The sequence below is a fragment of the uncultured Alistipes sp. genome (assembly GCF_963931675.1).
In the GTDB taxonomy this organism is placed as follows: Bacteria; Bacteroidota; Bacteroidia; order Bacteroidales; family Rikenellaceae; genus Alistipes.
The window spans coordinates 2,624,269-2,642,306 of sequence record NZ_OZ007039.1 but is presented as its reverse complement, the minus strand read 5'-3'; the positions used below and the strand labels follow the sequence as shown (position 1 = coordinate 2,642,306).

General features: G+C 59.1%; 21 protein-coding genes. All 21 read right to left on the bottom strand.

Annotated features, from left to right (window positions below):
• Window positions 1-12: 12 nt before the first annotated feature.
• Window positions 13-621: a hypothetical protein gene (locus tag ABGT65_RS11150; protein ID WP_346702200.1), complete on the bottom strand. Its 609-nt coding sequence runs from the start codon at window positions 619-621 to the stop codon at window positions 13-15.
• A gap of 4 nt (window positions 622-625) precedes the next feature.
• Window positions 626-898: a hypothetical protein gene (locus ABGT65_RS11145; RefSeq protein WP_346702198.1), complete on the bottom strand. Its 273-nt coding sequence runs from the start codon at window positions 896-898 to the stop codon at window positions 626-628.
• On the bottom strand, window positions 895-1,305 hold the full coding sequence (locus tag ABGT65_RS11140) for a hypothetical protein (protein WP_346702196.1): 411 nt from the start codon (window positions 1,303-1,305) through the stop codon (window positions 895-897). The genes ABGT65_RS11145 and ABGT65_RS11140 overlap by 4 nt, the downstream gene beginning before the upstream one ends.
• 15 nt (window positions 1,306-1,320) lie before the next feature.
• A complete protein-coding gene (locus ABGT65_RS11135; protein WP_346702195.1) occupies window positions 1,321-2,418 on the bottom strand; it encodes a hypothetical protein in 1,098 nt (365 codons plus the stop codon).
• The gene (locus ABGT65_RS11130; protein WP_346702194.1) at window positions 2,411-2,923 is read right to left on the bottom strand and encodes a hypothetical protein; all 513 of its coding nucleotides are present in this window, start codon (window positions 2,921-2,923) and stop codon (window positions 2,411-2,413) included. Before ABGT65_RS11130 ends, ABGT65_RS11135 begins: the two co-directional genes overlap by 8 nt.
• Before the next feature lie 10 nt (window positions 2,924-2,933).
• Window positions 2,934-3,956, bottom strand: coding sequence for a hypothetical protein (locus tag ABGT65_RS11125; RefSeq protein ID WP_346702192.1), 1,023 nt, complete (start codon window positions 3,954-3,956; stop codon window positions 2,934-2,936).
• Window positions 3,940-7,011 carry a hypothetical protein gene (locus ABGT65_RS11120; RefSeq protein WP_346702190.1) on the bottom strand — a complete coding sequence of 1,024 codons (3,072 nt, stop codon included), beginning with the start codon at window positions 7,009-7,011 and terminating at the stop codon, window positions 3,940-3,942. The genes ABGT65_RS11125 and ABGT65_RS11120 overlap by 17 nt, the downstream gene beginning before the upstream one ends.
• Window positions 7,011-9,149, bottom strand: a complete 2,139-nt coding sequence (locus tag ABGT65_RS11115; RefSeq protein WP_346702188.1) for a hypothetical protein — start codon at window positions 9,147-9,149, stop codon at window positions 7,011-7,013. The genes ABGT65_RS11120 and ABGT65_RS11115 overlap by 1 nt, the downstream gene beginning before the upstream one ends.
• A complete protein-coding gene (locus tag ABGT65_RS11110; RefSeq protein WP_346702187.1) occupies window positions 9,134-9,457 on the bottom strand; it encodes a hypothetical protein in 324 nt (107 codons plus the stop codon). The genes ABGT65_RS11115 and ABGT65_RS11110 overlap by 16 nt, the downstream gene beginning before the upstream one ends.
• Before the next feature lie 8 nt (window positions 9,458-9,465).
• Window positions 9,466-9,891, bottom strand: coding sequence for a hypothetical protein (locus ABGT65_RS11105; RefSeq protein WP_346702185.1), 426 nt, complete (start codon window positions 9,889-9,891; stop codon window positions 9,466-9,468).
• 60 nt (window positions 9,892-9,951) lie between these two features.
• Window positions 9,952-10,368, bottom strand: a complete 417-nt coding sequence (locus ABGT65_RS11100; protein WP_346702183.1) for a hypothetical protein — start codon at window positions 10,366-10,368, stop codon at window positions 9,952-9,954.
• A gap of 2 nt (window positions 10,369-10,370) precedes the next feature.
• On the bottom strand, window positions 10,371-10,715 hold the full coding sequence (locus tag ABGT65_RS11095; protein ID WP_346702181.1) for a DUF3168 domain-containing protein: 345 nt from the start codon (window positions 10,713-10,715) through the stop codon (window positions 10,371-10,373).
• A complete protein-coding gene (locus ABGT65_RS11090; RefSeq protein WP_346702179.1) occupies window positions 10,712-11,230 on the bottom strand; it encodes an HK97-gp10 family putative phage morphogenesis protein in 519 nt (172 codons plus the stop codon). Before ABGT65_RS11090 ends, ABGT65_RS11095 begins: the two co-directional genes overlap by 4 nt.
• Window positions 11,214-11,561 carry a head-tail adaptor protein gene (locus ABGT65_RS11085; protein ID WP_346702177.1) on the bottom strand — a complete coding sequence of 116 codons (348 nt, stop codon included), beginning with the start codon at window positions 11,559-11,561 and terminating at the stop codon, window positions 11,214-11,216. The genes ABGT65_RS11090 and ABGT65_RS11085 overlap by 17 nt, the downstream gene beginning before the upstream one ends.
• A complete protein-coding gene (locus tag ABGT65_RS11080; protein ID WP_346702175.1) occupies window positions 11,551-12,168 on the bottom strand; it encodes a hypothetical protein in 618 nt (205 codons plus the stop codon). The genes ABGT65_RS11085 and ABGT65_RS11080 overlap by 11 nt, the downstream gene beginning before the upstream one ends.
• Window positions 12,169-12,180: 12 nt before the next feature.
• On the bottom strand, window positions 12,181-13,401 hold the full coding sequence (locus ABGT65_RS11075; protein ID WP_346702173.1) for a phage major capsid protein: 1,221 nt from the start codon (window positions 13,399-13,401) through the stop codon (window positions 12,181-12,183).
• Window positions 13,402-13,415: 14 nt separating this feature from the next.
• Window positions 13,416-14,090, bottom strand: a complete 675-nt coding sequence (locus ABGT65_RS11070; RefSeq protein WP_346702171.1) for an HK97 family phage prohead protease — start codon at window positions 14,088-14,090, stop codon at window positions 13,416-13,418.
• Window positions 14,077-15,282, bottom strand: coding sequence for a phage portal protein (locus ABGT65_RS11065; RefSeq protein WP_346702169.1), 1,206 nt, complete (start codon window positions 15,280-15,282; stop codon window positions 14,077-14,079). Before ABGT65_RS11065 ends, ABGT65_RS11070 begins: the two co-directional genes overlap by 14 nt.
• 111 nt (window positions 15,283-15,393) lie before the next feature.
• Window positions 15,394-15,636, bottom strand: coding sequence for a hypothetical protein (locus tag ABGT65_RS11060; RefSeq protein ID WP_346702167.1), 243 nt, complete (start codon window positions 15,634-15,636; stop codon window positions 15,394-15,396).
• Between the two features lie 11 nt (window positions 15,637-15,647).
• Window positions 15,648-17,333 carry a terminase TerL endonuclease subunit gene (locus ABGT65_RS11055; RefSeq protein ID WP_346702165.1) on the bottom strand — a complete coding sequence of 562 codons (1,686 nt, stop codon included), beginning with the start codon at window positions 17,331-17,333 and terminating at the stop codon, window positions 15,648-15,650.
• Window positions 17,330-17,839: a phage terminase small subunit P27 family gene (locus ABGT65_RS11050; protein WP_346702163.1), complete on the bottom strand. Its 510-nt coding sequence runs from the start codon at window positions 17,837-17,839 to the stop codon at window positions 17,330-17,332. The genes ABGT65_RS11055 and ABGT65_RS11050 overlap by 4 nt, the downstream gene beginning before the upstream one ends.
• Window positions 17,840-18,038: the final 199 nt, after the last annotated feature.

The window sequence follows — 18,038 nt, the reverse complement described above, 5'->3', positions numbered from 1 at the left end:
GCTTTATTTTGTTTAACGGTTCAGTCTTTTATAGAAATCGAGTTTAATATCGTCATAGGCGGCCTTCACATTCGTGTATGCCCGCCCGTTATTTGGCCCGGCCGAATTGTAGATCTCATCCTCGACAACAGAGGCGACCTTCTCAACCCATGCGATATCCGTATATTCGGACAGTTTCCGACCTCGATAGGTATAGCTTTCGAATCGCGTATTCCGATCTTCGTGGATGTTGTGCAAAAGCGTTCTGATCTTTGCCGCTGTCGCTTCGTGGTCGACAATATGATTCTCCTCCCGAACCTTCTTAATGATTCGGCACACCTTCTCGACAGCCAGATCGAAGAACACATTGGCAGTGTTCTTGATTCGCAACTGGGTTTCAGGGCGAAGTCCCTCCGATATATCTGTCAACTTCTCATTCTGCGCGCGAGTTTCATCCAACAACTCCTGCATCGCGCCTCTGTTGTCGTTTATGATACCATTGATTAGCGATTTGAACCATACGAAGCACGAAATCATCAGCCCCATAGACAGCAGGAGAAACACTCCTGCCGTCACGGCCATCATTCCTAAATCACTGATTCCTTTCGCTACGCTCGTAATTTGTCCGGCATCCACTTCCATATCTTTATCCGATTAAATACGTTATCCACACGACGGCGCCTCCGCAGAGAGTGGCCACAATATCGCAGGGATCCGCCTTGGCGTCGGCCTTCTCCTTGCCGACAGCCGCCACGGCTACGGTGACGACCGACGCTGCCAGCGCCAGCCATTTGGGAACGAACAACGCCACAGCCAGCAGGACAACCGCCGCAACGGCCGTTCCTACGGCGAAGTGCCTGTACTTGTCGGCCGGGATGCTGTTCAACCAGCCGACGATCTTATCGAAGATTCGTTTCATACGATGCCGAGTTTCTGTTTCACATTCGCTTTGCACGCCTCGCAATAGTCGTCGTAGGCTTTGAACTCCTCCGGTTTCGTCTCCCGCTGGCGGAGGATTGCCAGTTCGTCATCGGTCGAGTAGCGTTCGCGGATCAAGGTGACGACCTGCTCCTCGTATGAGGGTTCCGGCGCCGGTTCCGGGGAGAATTCCTCCCATGTCACCGTGATGCGATCGCCTTCGTCGGTGTAGGCCTCTCGAAGTTCGTTGCCCGGGGTCGAGACTTCCGGGCGCTCCGCATATTCCACGGGCTTGTATCCGAGCGGGCCGAGGATTTCCGGCCCTGGGTTCATGATGACCATCCCGCCCTGCCGTACCTCGCCGGGGGCCGGGATCAAATATCCGTTTTCAAGTTTCGCGTATTGCATAGTGATTGCTTTTGGTTATTCGTGGTAGAGTATTTCCGGCACACCGTTGGCCGCCATGTCGTATCCGCCGATCGACTGAAAGAGCGGCTCCATATACTCGTCCGACAGCGGCAGCTGCTTCGCGCTGTCGAGCCAGGAGGTTGCGATCGTCTTGTCGTCCCGTCCGTACATCAGATTCTGCGGCAAGTATTCCGCGAGAAGGCCGACGGGAGTGATGCTGTTGACGGTGAGAGTCAGGCGGCGATCAGAACCAGGGCTCCCACCGTACATTGTAACGTAAATATACTGAGCATCGGATACTTCTAACTCAACGTCATACGTCCCGTTAGAAGCAGGAATGTTAACAACAGAGCCTGCATATAAATATGGAGTACCTGATTGATAATCGGACACACTTATATTCACTCGATATTTGTGTAAGTATTGCAATCGAGGGGAAGATGTTACACGAAACTCTGTTACATCTTCAGGGCCTGTCCATGTATATGTATTTACGCCAGTTATTTGAATAGGAGACAAGTCCCGCATCGCCTTCGGCACGACATACCCCATCGGGTCGCCGTTGTTATAATGTGCGGTAACGTCGTCTGCAGAGAGGGCGTAGTTCCAGACACGAACGAAGCCTACATTTTGGCTGTTGGCTATCAGGAAATCCATAGTACCAAAATCAACAATGGAATCCGTGGCAAAATCATTCACTTTACTACCATCAATATACAGAGCGACGTCAGTTCCTGATCTCGTTACGACCATGTGAAATAAAGCGTCAGCATCCTCTACCACATAGGATGGCCTAAATGTAGATTCTCCAAATGGCAGAAGCGCAACGCCGTTTGTCCCTGGTCGCGCAATAGCACTGAATTTTCTATTCAAAGCGATACCATCAGCGTATGAGATAAAAGGATAACCAAGATTCGCGTCGGACCCGTATGAGTTACCATAGAACTCCACCGAGAAATCTCCCGTTCCTATTTGTAGCGGCGCTGTTGTAAACTTCGTCGCCATCGAAGGTGCTTGGTTCTCCCCCAACTTCACCCCGCGCTGCATCCGCTTGGCCTGCCGGTAGGCGGCCATCTTCTGTTGTGCGGCGAAATATTCGTAGAAGCTATTCATCGTAGATCATGGTTATCGCGCCCTCCCAGATGAAAAGGCTGTAGTTCGTATTTGCCTGCGGCTGGCTCCAGCCCGTGATGCTCGTGCCTTCGGGGTATGCAAACTGCGTGGCCGTATCGCCCGACGTGAAGCGGATGATGGAGAGTTTCGTCGACGTCGGTATGCTCGTTAGCGTCAGCGACGTCAGTTCTCCGCAGAGATACAAGGTATTCTCCGCAACGTCGAGAGAAGGAGTCGCGCCCTCCACCTGCTGCTCGACAAGAGCCGCCGCCGCTGCGGCATCCGTTGCTGCCTGCGCTGCCGCCGCCGTGTTGGCCGCCGTCCCGTCGAAGAACTTGAACCACCACGCCGATTCGCTCAAGGCATGCCCCGTGTTGTTGTCCTGAAGCGAGAAGTAGAGCGAGTTGTTACCGTCGCTCACGAAGTCGTTCTTCGTATATGTCGCCGAGGAGCTGTACGCCCCTTTGTTCACAAGGCCGACCCGGCCGAGATTCGTTGTTGCCATATCTTTGTCTTTATTCGTTGATCGTTACTGAAAGGTCGCCGTTTTCGAGCGAGAACGCAGGTCCGTCTCCGTAACCCTTCGGATAGACCGCGAAGAGGTCCATCGTCTCCGGGTCGACGTAGAACGAGGCGTACAGCGGAACGCCATCCGCCCGATTATCGGAGGTGACGTACTGCTGAGTCTCCTCATCCCAGAAGGCCCAATAACGCGCCCCGTCCACCTCGACAATCTTCGGGGGATTGTCCGCCAGTGTCCGAACCCGGGCGGCTTCGTCCTCCGCTTCTTGGGTCGCCGACTTGCAGTTCCGGATCGCCTCGGCCGTATTCTCCTCGCGCTTCGTCTCCGCCGCCCGGCGTCCCGCTTCGGCCGTCTGGCGGGCCGATTCATTCGTCACCCGCGTCTGCTCGGCCAGGATCCGCTGCTGTTCTGCCGTGACGCGCGCCTGCTCGGCCGTGGCTCGGGCCCGTTCCGACGTCTCCCGGCCCTGCTCGGCCTGCTTCACCGAGGCTTCCGTCTCTTCGAGCTGCGCGACCGCTGCCAGCGCAGCCCCCGCCGCCTGGACGGGCGCCTCGGCATACTCCTCCTCGGTCAGTTCCGAATCGGGGTTGTGCTTGATGTAGAGCTCGTAGGCCGACATCCCCGGGACCCCGATCTCCAACTCCGTCGGTTCGATTTCCAATTCTCCCTCACCGATATCCGAGGCCGTTGTCCGGGTCTCCTCGCAGGAGCTGGGCACCAGCGCAAAGGCATCGCACCGGTCGACGACCGTCTGCCCCTCTTTCGCGTAATTCTCCCACATCGTGATGGTGTAGGTCCCCGTGAACCGCTGATCGCGGCCCTGGTAATAGAACACCGCGACGTTACCGTCGGCGACGAACGACAGCGTCGTCCGCACCCGGTTCCCGGACGAGATCTCCAGTGTGAGATCCCGTCCATCCAACGGATCAGGCTGTCCGTTCGTCAGGATCGGCCAACGGACCTTCAATGTTTTTCCGATTCGATAGCTATTCATCACCTCAATATTGCTGTTCAACTTTTATTTTTCTTGAAACATTCGGGTCTTCTTGCAACCCAATTACAACCGGATCATACGATAAGGCCTCCCCCGTATTGTTTTCCGGGACAACAATCTCACAACCGAGCCCGTACCCCCGATCAATCAATTCCGCATTCAATCGATAATCCTTGGACACGATATAAGGAGTGCCATTGCTGTCGACGCTGACCGCAATGCTGTCATCTCCAGCCGCAGACACATTCGCCATCGTTATATCCGCGTCATCTCCATCCAAGGACAACCAATATTCGATATTTCTCACATCGTCCATTCGGGCTCCGAACAATTCGTTTCCGTTCAGTATGTAGACACAGTCGCCAGACAGCGCCACATCCACATCTCCGTCGAACGAGAATATCGTCGACTTGTCCGTCCTCACATCGACACACTGAACAACTCGCTGCATGGCAGCGTCAGGATACACGAGTACCGCGATTGCACAGTTGCACATGAAACGCTTGCCGATTTCCGAAAGCACCCTCGGAATGGACACGCTCTTCAATACGGTTTCCGCATCAAATAACTGCCCCGACCGCCGCCGAATCTCAAATGCGATTCGGCTGATTGTTACAGACGCCTGAGTCACCATCAACGAGTCGGAAACAGCCTGCAGATCGTAGGTCGACGCCTCGATTTTCGACGACGGGTGCAGTTCGTAGTTGTGCCACCAGGACGAGCCGTCGGAGCCCTGCAGCACGTAGCCGTTCGAGATTAGCATCAGTCCCGTCGCAACGATCGCCATGCTGTCCTTCGATTCGAGCTCCATGTTGCGCGTGAAGATCGTGACGTCACTCTTCGACGTGGCCGAGTCGGCCGTATAGGAGACCCACGAGTGACGATCGCCGTCGTACAGCGCCGTATCATAATTCAGCACGGATGCCGGGCCTGCATCGAGGTGTGACAGCACGTTGCCGAGGTTGTCCACAGCATAGAGGTCGGTCGCCCCGACCTGGATGACCACCGCGCTCAATCCCTTGCGAATCGCGAGGCTGTCGGATGCGTAGGTCAGACGTAGCAGTTCGCCGTTCTCGGTGTTGTAGATCGCCGCGCCGTAGGGATCCGCCCCGGTCCGGAAGAAGAGCGACCCGTAGAGCGAGCAGACGAGCGCCATCGGTTCGTCGAAGGTACGGATCGGAGTCAACACGCCGGCCGGAAGCATCCGGGAGAGGCTCTGCAGTTCGCGCAGTTGCACCTTGTAGACCTGCCGCGCCGCGAGCAGTTCGAGCGAGTTCAGATAGTAGATCGCGTGGGCGAACTTCCCGTCCTCGAAAAGCGAATTGAGATCCACGCCCCGGCGGCATCGCAGATCGCCGGAGATCTGCCGGCTGACGGCCGAACGCAACCGCAGGATATCCTCGCCGGCCATGTGGAGCAGGTCGCCCCGCTCGGTCGGCGCCAGCCAGGAGACGACAGGCAAGCCGTCGTTACCCAATATCGGACAAACCAGGATATTCCCCATGTTCAACCGATATCCACCGTCTCGCATCGGGATGTCGACATTGCAATCGTCCACATTCGAACCGGTCACGGCGATGCTTTTAGAAAAGAGATCTTCCCGCTCATCTCCTTCCGACGTTTTCACCTCAATATTGGATACCATAATCCAATGCGAATTGGGACCTCCCCCAAAATCAGATGCACCCTGCGCCCCGATAAATAGGGTGAAGTCACACGGAGATCCATCGCTGTTTGACGGAATATTGGTAACGGTTATCTTGAAATCATGCCCCGGAAGTTGCGAAGACGGCGTATAAGGCGACACGTATTTTTCCTCGTAGTATTCAGATATAGCCGGTCCTTGCGCCACATCAATTTCCACATACGGATACCCTCCATATCGATTTATCCATGCCTGTTGATCATTATCCCATCTCTTCGGCACCCCATCAATGCGAGTGTCCACCACAACGTATGCTTTAATTTTGTACTCGGTCAGCAAGTTATATAGACTGATAGATATCTCCACATCCGCTTTTGAGGCAGGATATAAGACAGGCAAAGTCATGCTTTGAAAAAAGAAAGCCGAATCACTGCCGAAGACAATACGATCTTCGAAATAATACTTCGTTGGATATATCGTATTTTCCCAGAAATCCGCAGTATAATATTTCCGGTTGGCATCTGCATCTCTTGAATTGTCGGCCGAAACCTCCACGTTCCGGTAGGGTGCACACAACTCCAGTTCCGCCGAGTTCCTGACATCACACCCGTCCTCCCATAACGAGACGATCCGGGGGCGTTCCAGCCCAAGCTGCCACCCGTTAGACCGGAACGAGGCCGGACGGAATGTTCCCATCAAAGATCCTATGCCCCGGACATGAATCGTACCTCCGGCCTGGAAAATCTGTCCGAGGAATGGCTTCACGGCCAATTCCAACACACTCTTCCAGGAAATATCCGTATCAATGTCGTAGATTCGCGACTGATCGACATAGACGTCGGACAACGTCCGCTCAGCGCCTCCTACACCGTCAATCGAGACCCATTCCGAAACCGGGAGGTCTATTCCGAGGGCTTCCATGCAGCTCGTGAGAAGACTCGACAACGACGCGCGGCCCGAGAACATTGCCCCCGAGGCATCGCGGAACGGCATGCTATCGAGCAGTGCGAATCCGTCCGTAGCCGATAGCGTCACCACATACGGAGGTCGGGCGAAGGTCTCCTTGTAGCTGCTGGCCGAGAGGAATCCCCGCCACAGCATCAGCCGCCGTTCCGTCCCGGACGTGTCGGTGCGGTACTCGTAGATCGTGACGCGGTACTTCAACGGATCGACCGAGAAGAGCGACAGATACTCCATGTCGTCGACGCAGAGAATCTTCAACGTCAGCGAACTGCCCTTCACGGCCGTGTATTCGGGGTCGTCCGAATTGCCCCACTTCAAAGTGAAGACATCCGAATAGGGTCGCATCCGCAGGGCGGTATCATCCGTCAGGGGCGCCGCATCGCGTTCCTCGATCTCGATCCGATAGAGGAGGCGGCCGCGCATCTTCGAGCGGTATTCGCAAAGGTATTTCAGTCCGTAGTCCGCCATCACGCAAGAGCATTTACATAGTTGATTTTCGCCTGCTCGCGGCTGATCGCGAGCACCAGGTCCGACCCGCTCAATCGGAACGTCCCACCCACGAACTCGATCGTCTGACGCCCGAGCCCGTACTGGCGGAGCTTCGACAGCGGGGCGATCACCTCGGGGTCGCTCCCCGCTCCGCGGTTGTCTCCCACCAGAGCCATCGTCGGGCCGTAGGCCAGACCTCCCTCGGCAAGAGCTATCCCGCCCTCGTTCCGCTTGTTGAACGAGTTGATCATCGCCTGCCCGGCCGCAATGGCGGCCACACCGGCGACGATGGCCGTCCAAGGTGTAGCGAACGAGGCGGCAAGGGCCGATTTGATCAACATCATCTCGACGCCCAACTGAATCATCTGCTGACCCAAAGATTTCAGGAACTGCCCCATCACCTTAACGATTCCGCCGAGCAGGTCTTCAAACGTACCGTCCCCGGACAGGATGTTTCCCAACCCTTCACCGATGGCCGTTCCGACTCCGGACAACAGATTCCGGATCGCCGGCAGGACTTTCAGCACCTGGATTTGTGCCTCGGAGACGAAGTCCGAGAGGCTGGCCGCAAACCGACGCCGGGCCGTCTCCCACTCCTCATCGGGCGGATTGATCGCATTCGGGTCGAACTTCAGCGGAGTAACACCTTTCCCGAAGAGATTACCCGTGTCACCCGCGATCGATTCGCTGCTTCCGATCGACTGAAGTCGTTCCAACTCGTCACGCAATTCGGCAATCGAGAGGGTCAGATTGTGGATCTCCGAGGTCGACGAGGCCTTCTTCTTCGCCTCCTCGAGTCTGGAGATTTCGGCGCTCAATTTCCCGATCATTCCCGTGGCCTGCTCCACCTTCCGGACATCCTCCGCCGTTGCGACCTCCGGCAGCGATATTTCAGGAGGCAGCGAACGCAGATACATCAGCGCTTCATCGATCGCCTTGACCTTTTCTGCCGTAAACCCCAAATCAGCATTCGCATCCTGCTTGTTGCGACGGTTCTCTCCGTACATCAAGACATAGGAGGCGAGTGATTCGGCGTTTCCGGGATTCAACCGGGCCGAAGCCCTGTTATATCGATCCAGGGCTTCCTGATTCTTCTGCATGGTCTCCTCTCGGAGTTTTTCAAGTTCCTCAATCGACCATCCATCCTTGATATATTTCTGGGCCCGATATGAAATCCGATCCAGAGACGCCTGCTTCAACGAAGCGTTGAATCCGATAAATGCCGCCGTGGCTGCACCTATTGCCAGCGTAATGACACCGATCGGTCCGGTCAGAGCCGCCAGTCCGATTTTGATCGCCGGCAACAGTTTGATAATGGTTCCCAGGCCGAGCGCCAACGGCCCAATCGCCGCCGCAAGGCCTCCGATCACCACGATCGCCGCCTTCCCAGAAGGCGGCAAGGCTGCCAGCCATTGAACGAAATCTTTTACGAGGCGGGCTAACTCCTGCAAATAAGGCATGAAGACTTTACCTAACTCTTCACCGAGATCCCCGATCGAGTTCATCATCTGCTTGACCGGGCCGAGCGCCGTTTCGGAAGCCCCCTCGGCAAAACCCTTGTAATTTTCGAGGATGAACTTCACGGCCTCGCCGTTCTTCATCTGCTCGACAGTCAGTTCCTTCAATTTCGGGATGCTCTCGCCCAGCTCGCCGGAGAGACCTCCGTAGGTCTTCGCCAGGTTCTTCACGGCGCTGTCGAGCGTCATGCCCGTCGCCGAGGAGAGCTGCGCCGCCGCCTCGATCGTGTCGTTGATCTGCTGTTCGGTCAGTCCGAGCGATGCCAGAAAAGCCTGCTGTCCGATCGTCTCCTCGTCGCCGAACAGCGAGCGCGACTGCAGTTCCCCGGCTTGCTTGATGAGCCGCTGCTGGATGTCCTCGCGTCCCCGCAGAGCGACGAGCAGCCGCTTCTCGTTCTTGATCTGCACGTCGGCCGCCTTGGCCGACACAGTCGCTGCAGCAAGAATTGGAGCCGTTACGTAGAGCGACCAGCTCTTTCCGAAACTGGATAGGTCTTTCTGCAAACCTTTCAAGTCCTTGCGGACCTTCTCGGTCATTTTCGTGACCCCGTATGTGTCGGCGCCGATCTTAATCAGCAGTTCCGCTATTTTTTTTGCCATTGTTGCTCCAATTTTTGCACATCGCGCAGCGCCTCCTCACGCATCCGCGCCATTTCCCGTTTTGTGATTTTCCGCTCGCCCGACGACGACCGACGCCCGGACGCCTTGTCCCACGGAAGAGGCAGCACCTCCTCCATTCCCCGGCCCTTCATGTCGCACATTGACGCCATGATGGCAAAACTGCCCCAGCGCTGGATGTTCATCGCCGTGCGGAAGTCGTACTCCCGCCGCCGCATGAAACCCTGTTCGGCCGCCTCGAACTCCGCAAGGGTCATCCATTCGAAGTCCGCGGGGGCGATGCCCAGCATCCCGACCGCTACGGCATAGAGTCGGGCGTAGGTGATTTCCGGGGTCTCCTCCGCTCGGGCACGGCCTGTTCTGCGGCGACCTCGGGGTTTGCGGGCCGGGCCGCCGTCGGAAAAACCGGACTGCCGTTGCCGAGCGACTGGCGGAACATCGTCAGCAGGACGGGCAGCAGCGCCGGGTCCTCGTCGATCAGGTCGACCACATCGTCCGGCGTATAGCGTTTCGGTTCGCCGCTCTTGCGGGCGCCGTCGGTCATGGCCTCGGCCGTGACGGTCGCAACGATCTCGATCAGCCGTCCGAACGGCACATCGGGGACGATCGCATCGCGGGCCAGCGTGTCGAGCTTGAGACCCAGCTGGTCGGCCGTGGTCGCCAGCGTGCGGATCCCGAAGTTGACCGGAAAGGTCCGGCCGTTGGTTGTGAATTGCTGCAGCATCTTGTTTCGTGTTTAACCGGCGGAGGAGGACCCTCCGCCGGAGTTGTCATATTCGGCCGGTTACTCCACCGGAGCCAAGCCGTAACCCTTGAACGAGGCCTTGTAGGTCGCCTTCTGCGCCACCGTCTCGCTCACCTCAAAGGTGTCGACCACACACTTGCAGGTGTAGGACTTTTCGGTGGTTCCCTCGATAGCCAGCTTGGCCACGATATCCACCGTCTGTCCCTGCATCGCCATGGCGATCATATCGGGCGTGTCGTGGGCATTGACCGGATCGCCCTCGCTCTCTTTCACACACACCAGACCGTCAACCGACGCCGTGAAGGCCACTTTCTTAAGTTCATACTCCGGGCCCTTGGTATCCTTGGTCTCCCACTCTTCGTAGTCAGGAGAGATCGTATAGGTGTGCGTCTGCGCATGGTAGACGCTCTTGTCGGCGCATAGCATCGTGAGATTGCGCCCTTTTCCTGTTTTCATAGTCAAAGCATATTGAAGGTTAATTCGTAACTGGAAAGGCGCTCGTCCGCATACATCACGAACTTGCGGCCCTGGTAATAGAAGGCATAGCCTTCGGAGAGTTGTCCGTCGACAGCTCCGACAATGCGGTCGGCCAGCGTCCGGGCCTCGCGCTTGGTCTGGGCCACGACGGTCACGACGGTCGTATCCGTATCGCCCGCATTGCCGTCGTAGGTCGTGTTGGGCTGCGACTCCTCGGAGTAGGCCACGAACGGAGGCTGAACCTCCGCCGGAACGACATCCGGGTAGATCTTCTCCTTCGGCAGAACGGCCGACAGCAGTTGCACAAGCGTTTCAGTCGAGGTCATATCTTTCGGAAATTACGGTTGACAAATCGCTCGATCGCCGACGTCAGATCCGCCCCGAAATCGTTGACCGAGGCGTCGGCCGACTGGTCGAATGCATCGTGCAGGAAGGGTCGCGCCTTCATGCCGCGGGTCTTCGCAGCGTAGACCACCCCACCCTCGCGGCCCGGGAACTTGAGCGCCCGCAGCTTCTTGTTGCGGGGCCGGCGGTCCTTCGTGCCGTCGTGCACGAAACGGGCGTAGAAGGCGTTGACCTTGCCGTTCTTCGTCACGCTGAAGACCGGACCCACGGCCATCGGGACGACCGTCGGGACGCGATCCTTGCGCAGCGACACCACGCCGATCGATCGGCTCAACTGCCCGGTGCGCTTCGGAGCCCGGGCCCGGGCCGTCGCAACCATCGGCTGGGCCGACTTGCGCAGCGCCTGCCGCACGAGCGTGCGCTGCATCTGGTCGGTCAGCTGATCGAAGATCCGGATCGCCTCCGAATAGCCCTCTATCTTAATATCCTGCGTCATAGTCCAGGTCGTTCAACGTGATGAGAATGTGCAGCTTCTTGCGGAATCCCTCCTCGTAGACGCTTTCGATCGGGCGGCGGCGCCCGTCGATCTCGACAAGCATCCGCGCATCCACGGCCGGCGATCGTCCGTCCTCGCCCTTGACGTAGGGGATGGTCAGCACGGCTGACCCTTCGTGGACGATGCGCGAGGCGAAGAGGTTCTCGCGGCCGCCGCTCTCGGTCTTCGTGGCCCAGAACGAGCGCCACGGGGTCGGTTCGCCGACGATCTCGCCGCCGGCGTCCTGCGTCGTGGCGGGACGCAGCAGCGTGATTCTAATTTTACCTGCCATAAGGAGATATACGATACGGAGCTAACAAGCGTTCTACTGACGAAGGAAGTTCAGACACAAGCCTTCCGATCACAGCATCGCCGTCCACCTCGCAGAGCGTCCCGGCACGGAGCGCCACCGCCGCCTCGATGTTCCCGGGGAGGATGATCCCCCCGACGTCTTCCGGTTCGCGGGTGAGCGTATCGCGGTAGTCGCTGTATCCGCAAAGTGCCTCGACCCGCACCCGGGCCCGCTGGCGCCGGGTGGAGAGGGTCGGGAGCGTGAAGATCTCGAGAGCGGTGGTCTGTTCCGAGGCGAGGAGCTCGTAGGACGACGGATCGAGCGTCTGCTCGCGGTCGTCGGCGTCGTAATACTTCACCGACCGGATACTCAACACGGGGGCCGTCGGCAGGTCGAGCAGCGACTCGAAGCGGTCGAAAGCGAACGTCACGACGCTTCGCACCAGGATCCGGTTCGTGTACTGCTCGGCAATGTCGAAGGCCGCGTAGACGTTCCGCACGGCATTCTCGTAGAGATCGCCGTCTTCAGGGACGAGCCGCATCTGCCCGCCGACAATCCGCTCGATCACCTGCCGCGGATAGACCTTTTCCGTTCTGTTGAGTATCATGGCCGCAGAGGTTTAGGCACCGGCACCCATTTCGAGGTACTTCACCGGATGCGTTCCGGCATCGACCAGGTTGCCGTCGGCGCGGACGTGGCCCATGAAGCCCACTTCGAGTTTGTCGGCATACTTCTCCTTGAAGACCGTCATACGGATGCCCTGCACCATGCGGAGATGGTAGTACTTGAAGTCGCCGAACGCGATCGGCTTGGCGCTGGCGGCGATGTCGGGCATCGACTCGTTGATGATGACCCGACGGCCGAGGATCCGCGAGATGACACCGGTCTGCGCGTCGGTGATGAAGATCGGGCGGCCGTTCTTGTCGACGATCTTCAGAATGGCGGCCAGCGTTGCCGAGTTCATCATGAACGCACCGCGCTCGGGGTTGCCGTAGGCATTGTCGACTGAAGCCTGAAGCGATACCAGATCGTCGTAGGTGACAGCCGTGTCCGATGCGGCAGTTGCGCCCTTGGTGGCAGCCGTGAGCATCGCCTTGATGTCGTTGGTTCCGGTACCGGTTCGGGTCGCCAATTCCTGCAGACCGCGGCGCACGCACTCGGCGACAGCCTCGACGATCGTCGCCTCGACATCGACGTTCGTACCTTCGAGCAGCGCAATGTGGATCGGGAAGATCGGCGTCACGTAGTCGTAGGCGCTGATCGTCACACCCTTGAACTGCACCTTGTCGGTCGTGTTCGCATCGCCCTCGTTCAACTTCTTCAACGCCTTGTCGGTGGTGTTGAGCGTGGACTTCGTGTAGGGGATCGCGTTCTGGGTAATCACCAGATCGACCGCCTCGAGGAAGGTGCCGGTCGACTTGAGGGCGTGCACGACCTGATCCGCCACGAGTTTCGGAATGATGATCTGATTCTCCGACGTGCCGGTGAACAGTTCGGCACGCAGTTCGGGCTTGACATCGCCCTTGGTGGCAGCACCTCGCACATAATCGATGAAGGCCGAGCGCAGCTCCTCCTGATGCTGGGCGGCACGCTCCGCGGGCGTCTTGCCATCGTTGCCGCTGATACGGCGTGCCGAAGCTGCCGCGCGCGCCTCGTCCTCCTCGAGCAGCGCAATACGCTCGTCGAGGGCTTCGTACTCTCTTTTCAGGCCGTCATACTGGGCCCGCTCCTCGGGAGTGAAGCCCTTGGCCTCACGCTCCTCGGCCACATCCAGCATCTGCGACATCTTGGCCGCCAGTGCTGCACGCTCTTCTTTCAGTTCTTTGATTGTCTTCTTCATGATGTGTATGGTGGTTAATGGTTTGCGATTTTCGCACACAGCGCAACGCGCTCACGAACGAGTTCCATGGCCTCTTCGGAGGCTTGCGCCGCCGCCCGACGCAGCTCCTCGACAGCCGTCCGTTCGTCAGCTGCCGCACGTTCGGCCACGGCCGAGGTGGTCGGATAGGCGCCATTGACGACGATCGACAGATCGTACAATTTCGAGATCTTCGTCACCACGCGCTGGTCGTACTCCAACCCGTTCGCCTCGTTGCGCCAGGTCCAGATGTTCTCTTCGACCTTGAATTTGAAACTGCACTCGGAGATGTCGCCTCGGCGGACGAGCTCCAGCAGGTCGTTGCCGCGGGTCGTGTTCGGAGCGTCGAATGCGAAGTGGAGTCCGTCGTCTTCAATGCGGATTTCGAGGGTTCCCTCTCCGTTTCGCGAACGGGCCAGCACATCGGCACAACCCGTGCCGTGATCCGTGCACATGATGACGTCCGACATGTCGCACCCGTCGAAGGCGTGGGGGTCAATTTTCTCGATCCATTCGCCCCAAATCGGATTGCTCCACTCGTTGAACGGCACGGCGCGGCCCTCGATCCGTCGGGAGGGCTGGCCGTCGGCGCGCTGCTCGACGTGCAGGTCGGCGATCCGCATCGTGCGCATCACCGGCCGGTTGATTGCCTTGTCTTTATTTTTGTCCATTGTTTGATGAATTGTTCGATGAATTGGCCTCCTGCATATTCAGCGGACGGAAGAAGGTATCGCCGCCCTCGTAGGCATCGAGATCCTCCGCTGCGCGGATCTCGTTCGGCGACATCGCCCCGATGTTGTACATCTGGCGGTAGTAGTTCGTGCGCGAGGCCGTGTCGGCCCGCAGCAGCCCCCGGGCGTCGATGTCGACGTAGAGCCGCCCCTTCTCCTCTTCGAGGAACAACTTGTCGTTAAATTCCTCCTCGACCTTGGTGATCCACGGCGAGAGGGTCACGTTGTAGAACTCGAGGTTCTGCTGCTCGTTGTTCGAGTAGGTCGAGTGGCTCAAGTCGCCGACCATGTGGGGCGGAACGCCGAAGATGGTCGCAATCTCGTCGATCGACTGCAGACGGGTGGCGATGAACTGCGCATCCTCGGGCGGAATCGTGATCGACGAATAGTCGAGGCCGTCTTCAAGCAGCAGCGGTTTCCCGGCATTCTGCGCCCCAAAATAGGAGTCGGAGAGCTGCTTGTAGAGCCGCGACCAGGCTTCGTCGCTCAACGCCTTCGGGTTTTTGAAGACACCGGTCGTGCGGCAGCCGTTGCGGTAGAACGAGCGGGCGAACTCGACGGAGTTGTTCGCCAGTTCGAGCAGGCGGGCGTGGTGGCGGATCGGCGAGAGGCCCAGCAGGCCGTTGACCGAAAGCCCCTTGATGTGCACGACGTCACGGCTCGGGATCCGGGCCGAATTGCCGAGGATCGAGTAGAAGATGTCGTCGTCACCCTCCCACAGCGAGACGTTCTCCGGCAGGACGAAGTCCAGGCGCGTCGGGTACTCATGACGGTCGCGTGCGGTGATGAAGGCGTAGGCATTGCCCCGCAGCAGGGCCGAAACCATCAGCGCCTCGCGCAGCGAGACGCCGTTCATCTTCGGGCTCGGCTTGGTCAGCAGCCGCGTCACCGGGTGGTCGGTCCGCAGGATTCGGCGGCGGTCGTCGACGCGCTCCTTGACATGAACCGGGAGGGTCGAGAAGCAGTCCGAGATCAGCCGCACGCACGACCAGACGGTCGAGATCTTCAGGGCGAGATCGTCGTCGACCTCCTCCATCTTCCCCATCGTATTGGAGAGGCCGCCCCGGCTGACGATAACCGGAAGACCCGCCCAGGAGGCGGCGCGTGCCACTATGTTGCGAAAGAATCCCATCTGTTGCGATTTTCTGTAACAAAATTCAGCAACGGACAGCGAAAAAAAGGTTAACGGCGTTAACTTTCGAGGGTTAACGCCGTTAACTTTTTGCAAAATCGCCCCTGCAGGCTATTTTGAGCGGGGGCGCCGACGGCGGCAGAATTGGCTGTAGGCGGTCTTGAAACTCTGAAAACTTGCAAAACGCCTCCGCCCTACCACCTCGGCATACTGCCGTTCGGTAGCCTCATAGGCCTGTTCGTTGGTCTCGTAGTAGGCCAGCATCTTCACGTAGCGCTCGTAGAAGCCCTGCGACCCGGAGATGAAGCGCCGGGTGGGCTCGTCCAGTTGGTAATTCGTCGTTGTCTGATCCATGATATCGTTCGTTAAAAGGTTCGCAATCCCCGTTCTTCGTAGATCGACCGGGCCGGCGGCGTGCGCTGGGCGCTCATCCACTCGCCGATGGCCTCAATCGCTGCCACCACGCCGTCGATCTTCTCCGGGCTGCGGTTCTTCACCGGCTTGAGGTTGTCGTTCGCGTCGCGGTAGACCACCACATTCGAGACCATCCACCGCAGAACCGGATGGCCGTAATGTTCCAAATCCCCCGACCGGACGAGCCGTTCGAACTCCTTGGTCGGCGGCGAGATGTTCGAGATCGACTGCTGGAAACCGTCCATCGGCAGGCCGTCGTTCTGCAGGTCGATGACCAGTTGCGAAGAGTTCCACCGGTCGTAGCCGATCTTGCGGATGTCGTACCGCTCGGCCAGCTGGGCGATGTCGCGGCGGATCACATCGTAGTCGGTGACGTTGCCCGGCGTGACACGCAGCAGCCCCTGCCGCACCCAGACGTCGATGTTCGCATTCTCGCGCTGCATCTCGCGCCGCGTGCGGTACTTCTCCTCAGGGATCCAGAAGAAGGGCAGCAGCTGCGTGCGGTCGTTCTCGTGGAAGGCCAGCACCAGCGACGAGAAGTCGTTCACCGATCCGAGGTCGAGACCCGCGTAGCACTCGCACCCCGCCAGCGACTCGACGGGCGTCTCCGAGCGGCAGGCGCACCAGACGTCGTCGCCGATCCAGATGTCCGAGGCCTGCACCCAAAGGTTGAAGTTCTTCGTCAGAATGGCGCTCTCCTGCTCGGGCTTCGTGCGCATCGTGTGGTACTGCTCCTCGAGGAACTCGGGCTTGACCGAGGCCCCGAAGCAGGGGTTCGACTTCACCCACGTCGCGGGATCCGAGAGCTCCTCGCGCGAGTCCTGGGTGTAGATCATCGCCAGCAGCGCATCGTCCTCGAAGATCCCCTCGAGCATCTTGATCGCGCTCGACCGGTAGGTGAAGCAGGGACCTGCGAGGTTGAAACCGGCTGTCGTGATGATGCACAGCAGCGGCTGCCGGCGGGCGCCCATCGACGACTTCATGACGGCGTAGACCTCGTCGGTCTTGTGGGCGTGGAACTCGTCGACGATCGTGCAGGAGGCGTTCTTTCCGTCGAGCGTGTTGGCATCCGACGACAGCGGCTTGAAGACCGAACCGGTCGCCTCGTAGGAGATCGACCCGCCGGCCGAGCGGAAGACCTTCGCCCGCCGCGAGAGCGAACAGCGGCGGACCATCTCCTGCGCCGTCCCGAAGCACTCACGGGCCTGGTCGCGCGTCGTGGCGCAGGAGTAGACCTCGGCCCCCGACTCGCCGTCGGCGAAGAGCATGTAGCAGCCGATGCCCGCCAGCAGGGTCGTCTTGCCGTTCTTACGGGCCACTTCGAGGTAGGCCTCCCGGAAGCGTCGCGTGCCCGTCGCCGCGCGGCGGAACCCGAAGAGGTTCCACAGGAAGAACTGCTGCCAGGGCTCCAGCTCGATCGGACGTCCGGCCCATTCACCCTTGATGTGCGGCAGGTGGCGGATGAAGTCGATCGGCCGGGCTGCGGCCCGTTCGTCAAAGTACCAGCCCCGCTCGACGGCCTCGGCCCGATCGCGGAAGTAACGCTCGACAGCCATACGGACATAGCGGCTCACCTGGATGCGCCCGTCGCGCACATCCACGGCATACTGCTCGGCCGGATGCAACTGTTTCTTCATGACTGGCCCATGAACTGATCAAACGGATCGGTGACTTTGGCCGCATCGGCGCGCTCCCTGGCATCGGCCGACTCGACCTGGCGGCGCGACACGGGCGAGAGTCCGAACTGCGCCCCGACCTTGTTCACCACGTCGAGCGAATCCTTGAAGAGCCGCGCTGCAGGGTGCATCGAGACCGACACGCCGTTCTGGGTCTTCGTCTCGATGAAGTAGCCCGGCCCGGAGGCGATATCGGCATAGGCGGTCTTCAGGTTGGCATAGGCCGCCGCGTAGGCCGCCAGCAGCGGGATGTCGAGTTTGGTGAGCACCTTCCAGGAGATCAGCATCCGGGCCGTGCGGTCGAAGATCTTCCGCGCGTCGTCGGCCAGCCAGGAGGGCGCCGTGGCTTTGGTTACGGGTTTGCAGACGCCCCGCGCCGGGGCCTCCGTCTCCGTTTTCGAGGTCCGGCACTTCCGAAGCGTGCCGCGCATCGCCTTGACCTCATCAGGCAGTGGATTTCTTCCCATCGTGTGTTACTCAAATTATTTTCAGATTTTGGATGTGTGTCTTCGTGACTGGGGTGGCGGTTGGTTAGCGTCAACCCTCCCGTGATTTCGGCCCCCTATCCCCTGCAGGTGGTCCGATCGCCTCCGGATCGCAATCCGGACGGGATTCCGCCCCGTCGGCAGGTCCGAAACCGTCAGCCGCTGCTCCGCTCACGGTCAG

Coding starts and splice junctions, on each gene's coding strand:
- ABGT65_RS11055 (WP_346702165.1), bottom strand. CDS start 17,333: ATGAAGAAACAGTTGCATCCGGCCGAGCAGTATGCCGTGGATGTGCGC.
- ABGT65_RS11080 (WP_346702175.1), bottom strand. CDS start 12,168: ATGATACTCAACAGAACGGAAAAGGTCTATCCGCGGCAGGTGATCGAG.
- ABGT65_RS11150 (WP_346702200.1), bottom strand. CDS start 621: ATGGAAGTGGATGCCGGACAAATTACGAGCGTAGCGAAAGGAATCAGT.
- ABGT65_RS11075 (WP_346702173.1), bottom strand. CDS start 13,401: ATGAAGAAGACAATCAAAGAACTGAAAGAAGAGCGTGCAGCACTGGCG.
- ABGT65_RS11105 (WP_346702185.1), bottom strand. CDS start 9,891: ATGCTGCAGCAATTCACAACCAACGGCCGGACCTTTCCGGTCAACTTC.
- ABGT65_RS11070 (WP_346702171.1), bottom strand. CDS start 14,090: ATGGACAAAAATAAAGACAAGGCAATCAACCGGCCGGTGATGCGCACG.
- ABGT65_RS11140 (WP_346702196.1), bottom strand. CDS start 1,305: ATGCAATACGCGAAACTTGAAAACGGATATTTGATCCCGGCCCCCGGC.
- ABGT65_RS11145 (WP_346702198.1), bottom strand. CDS start 898: ATGAAACGAATCTTCGATAAGATCGTCGGCTGGTTGAACAGCATCCCG.
- ABGT65_RS11060 (WP_346702167.1), bottom strand. CDS start 15,636: ATGGATCAGACAACGACGAATTACCAACTGGACGAGCCCACCCGGCGC.
- ABGT65_RS11130 (WP_346702194.1), bottom strand. CDS start 2,923: ATGGCAACAACGAATCTCGGCCGGGTCGGCCTTGTGAACAAAGGGGCG.
- ABGT65_RS11085 (WP_346702177.1), bottom strand. CDS start 11,561: ATGGCAGGTAAAATTAGAATCACGCTGCTGCGTCCCGCCACGACGCAG.
- ABGT65_RS11115 (WP_346702188.1), bottom strand. CDS start 9,149: ATGGCAAAAAAAATAGCGGAACTGCTGATTAAGATCGGCGCCGACACA.
- ABGT65_RS11135 (WP_346702195.1), bottom strand. CDS start 2,418: ATGAATAGCTTCTACGAATATTTCGCCGCACAACAGAAGATGGCCGCC.
- ABGT65_RS11100 (WP_346702183.1), bottom strand. CDS start 10,368: ATGAAAACAGGAAAAGGGCGCAATCTCACGATGCTATGCGCCGACAAG.
- ABGT65_RS11120 (WP_346702190.1), bottom strand. CDS start 7,011: ATGGCGGACTACGGACTGAAATACCTTTGCGAATACCGCTCGAAGATG.
- ABGT65_RS11095 (WP_346702181.1), bottom strand. CDS start 10,715: ATGACCTCGACTGAAACGCTTGTGCAACTGCTGTCGGCCGTTCTGCCG.
- ABGT65_RS11050 (WP_346702163.1), bottom strand. CDS start 17,839: ATGGGAAGAAATCCACTGCCTGATGAGGTCAAGGCGATGCGCGGCACG.
- ABGT65_RS11065 (WP_346702169.1), bottom strand. CDS start 15,282: ATGGGATTCTTTCGCAACATAGTGGCACGCGCCGCCTCCTGGGCGGGT.
- ABGT65_RS11090 (WP_346702179.1), bottom strand. CDS start 11,230: ATGACGCAGGATATTAAGATAGAGGGCTATTCGGAGGCGATCCGGATC.
- ABGT65_RS11110 (WP_346702187.1), bottom strand. CDS start 9,457: ATGCTGGGCATCGCCCCCGCGGACTTCGAATGGATGACCCTTGCGGAG.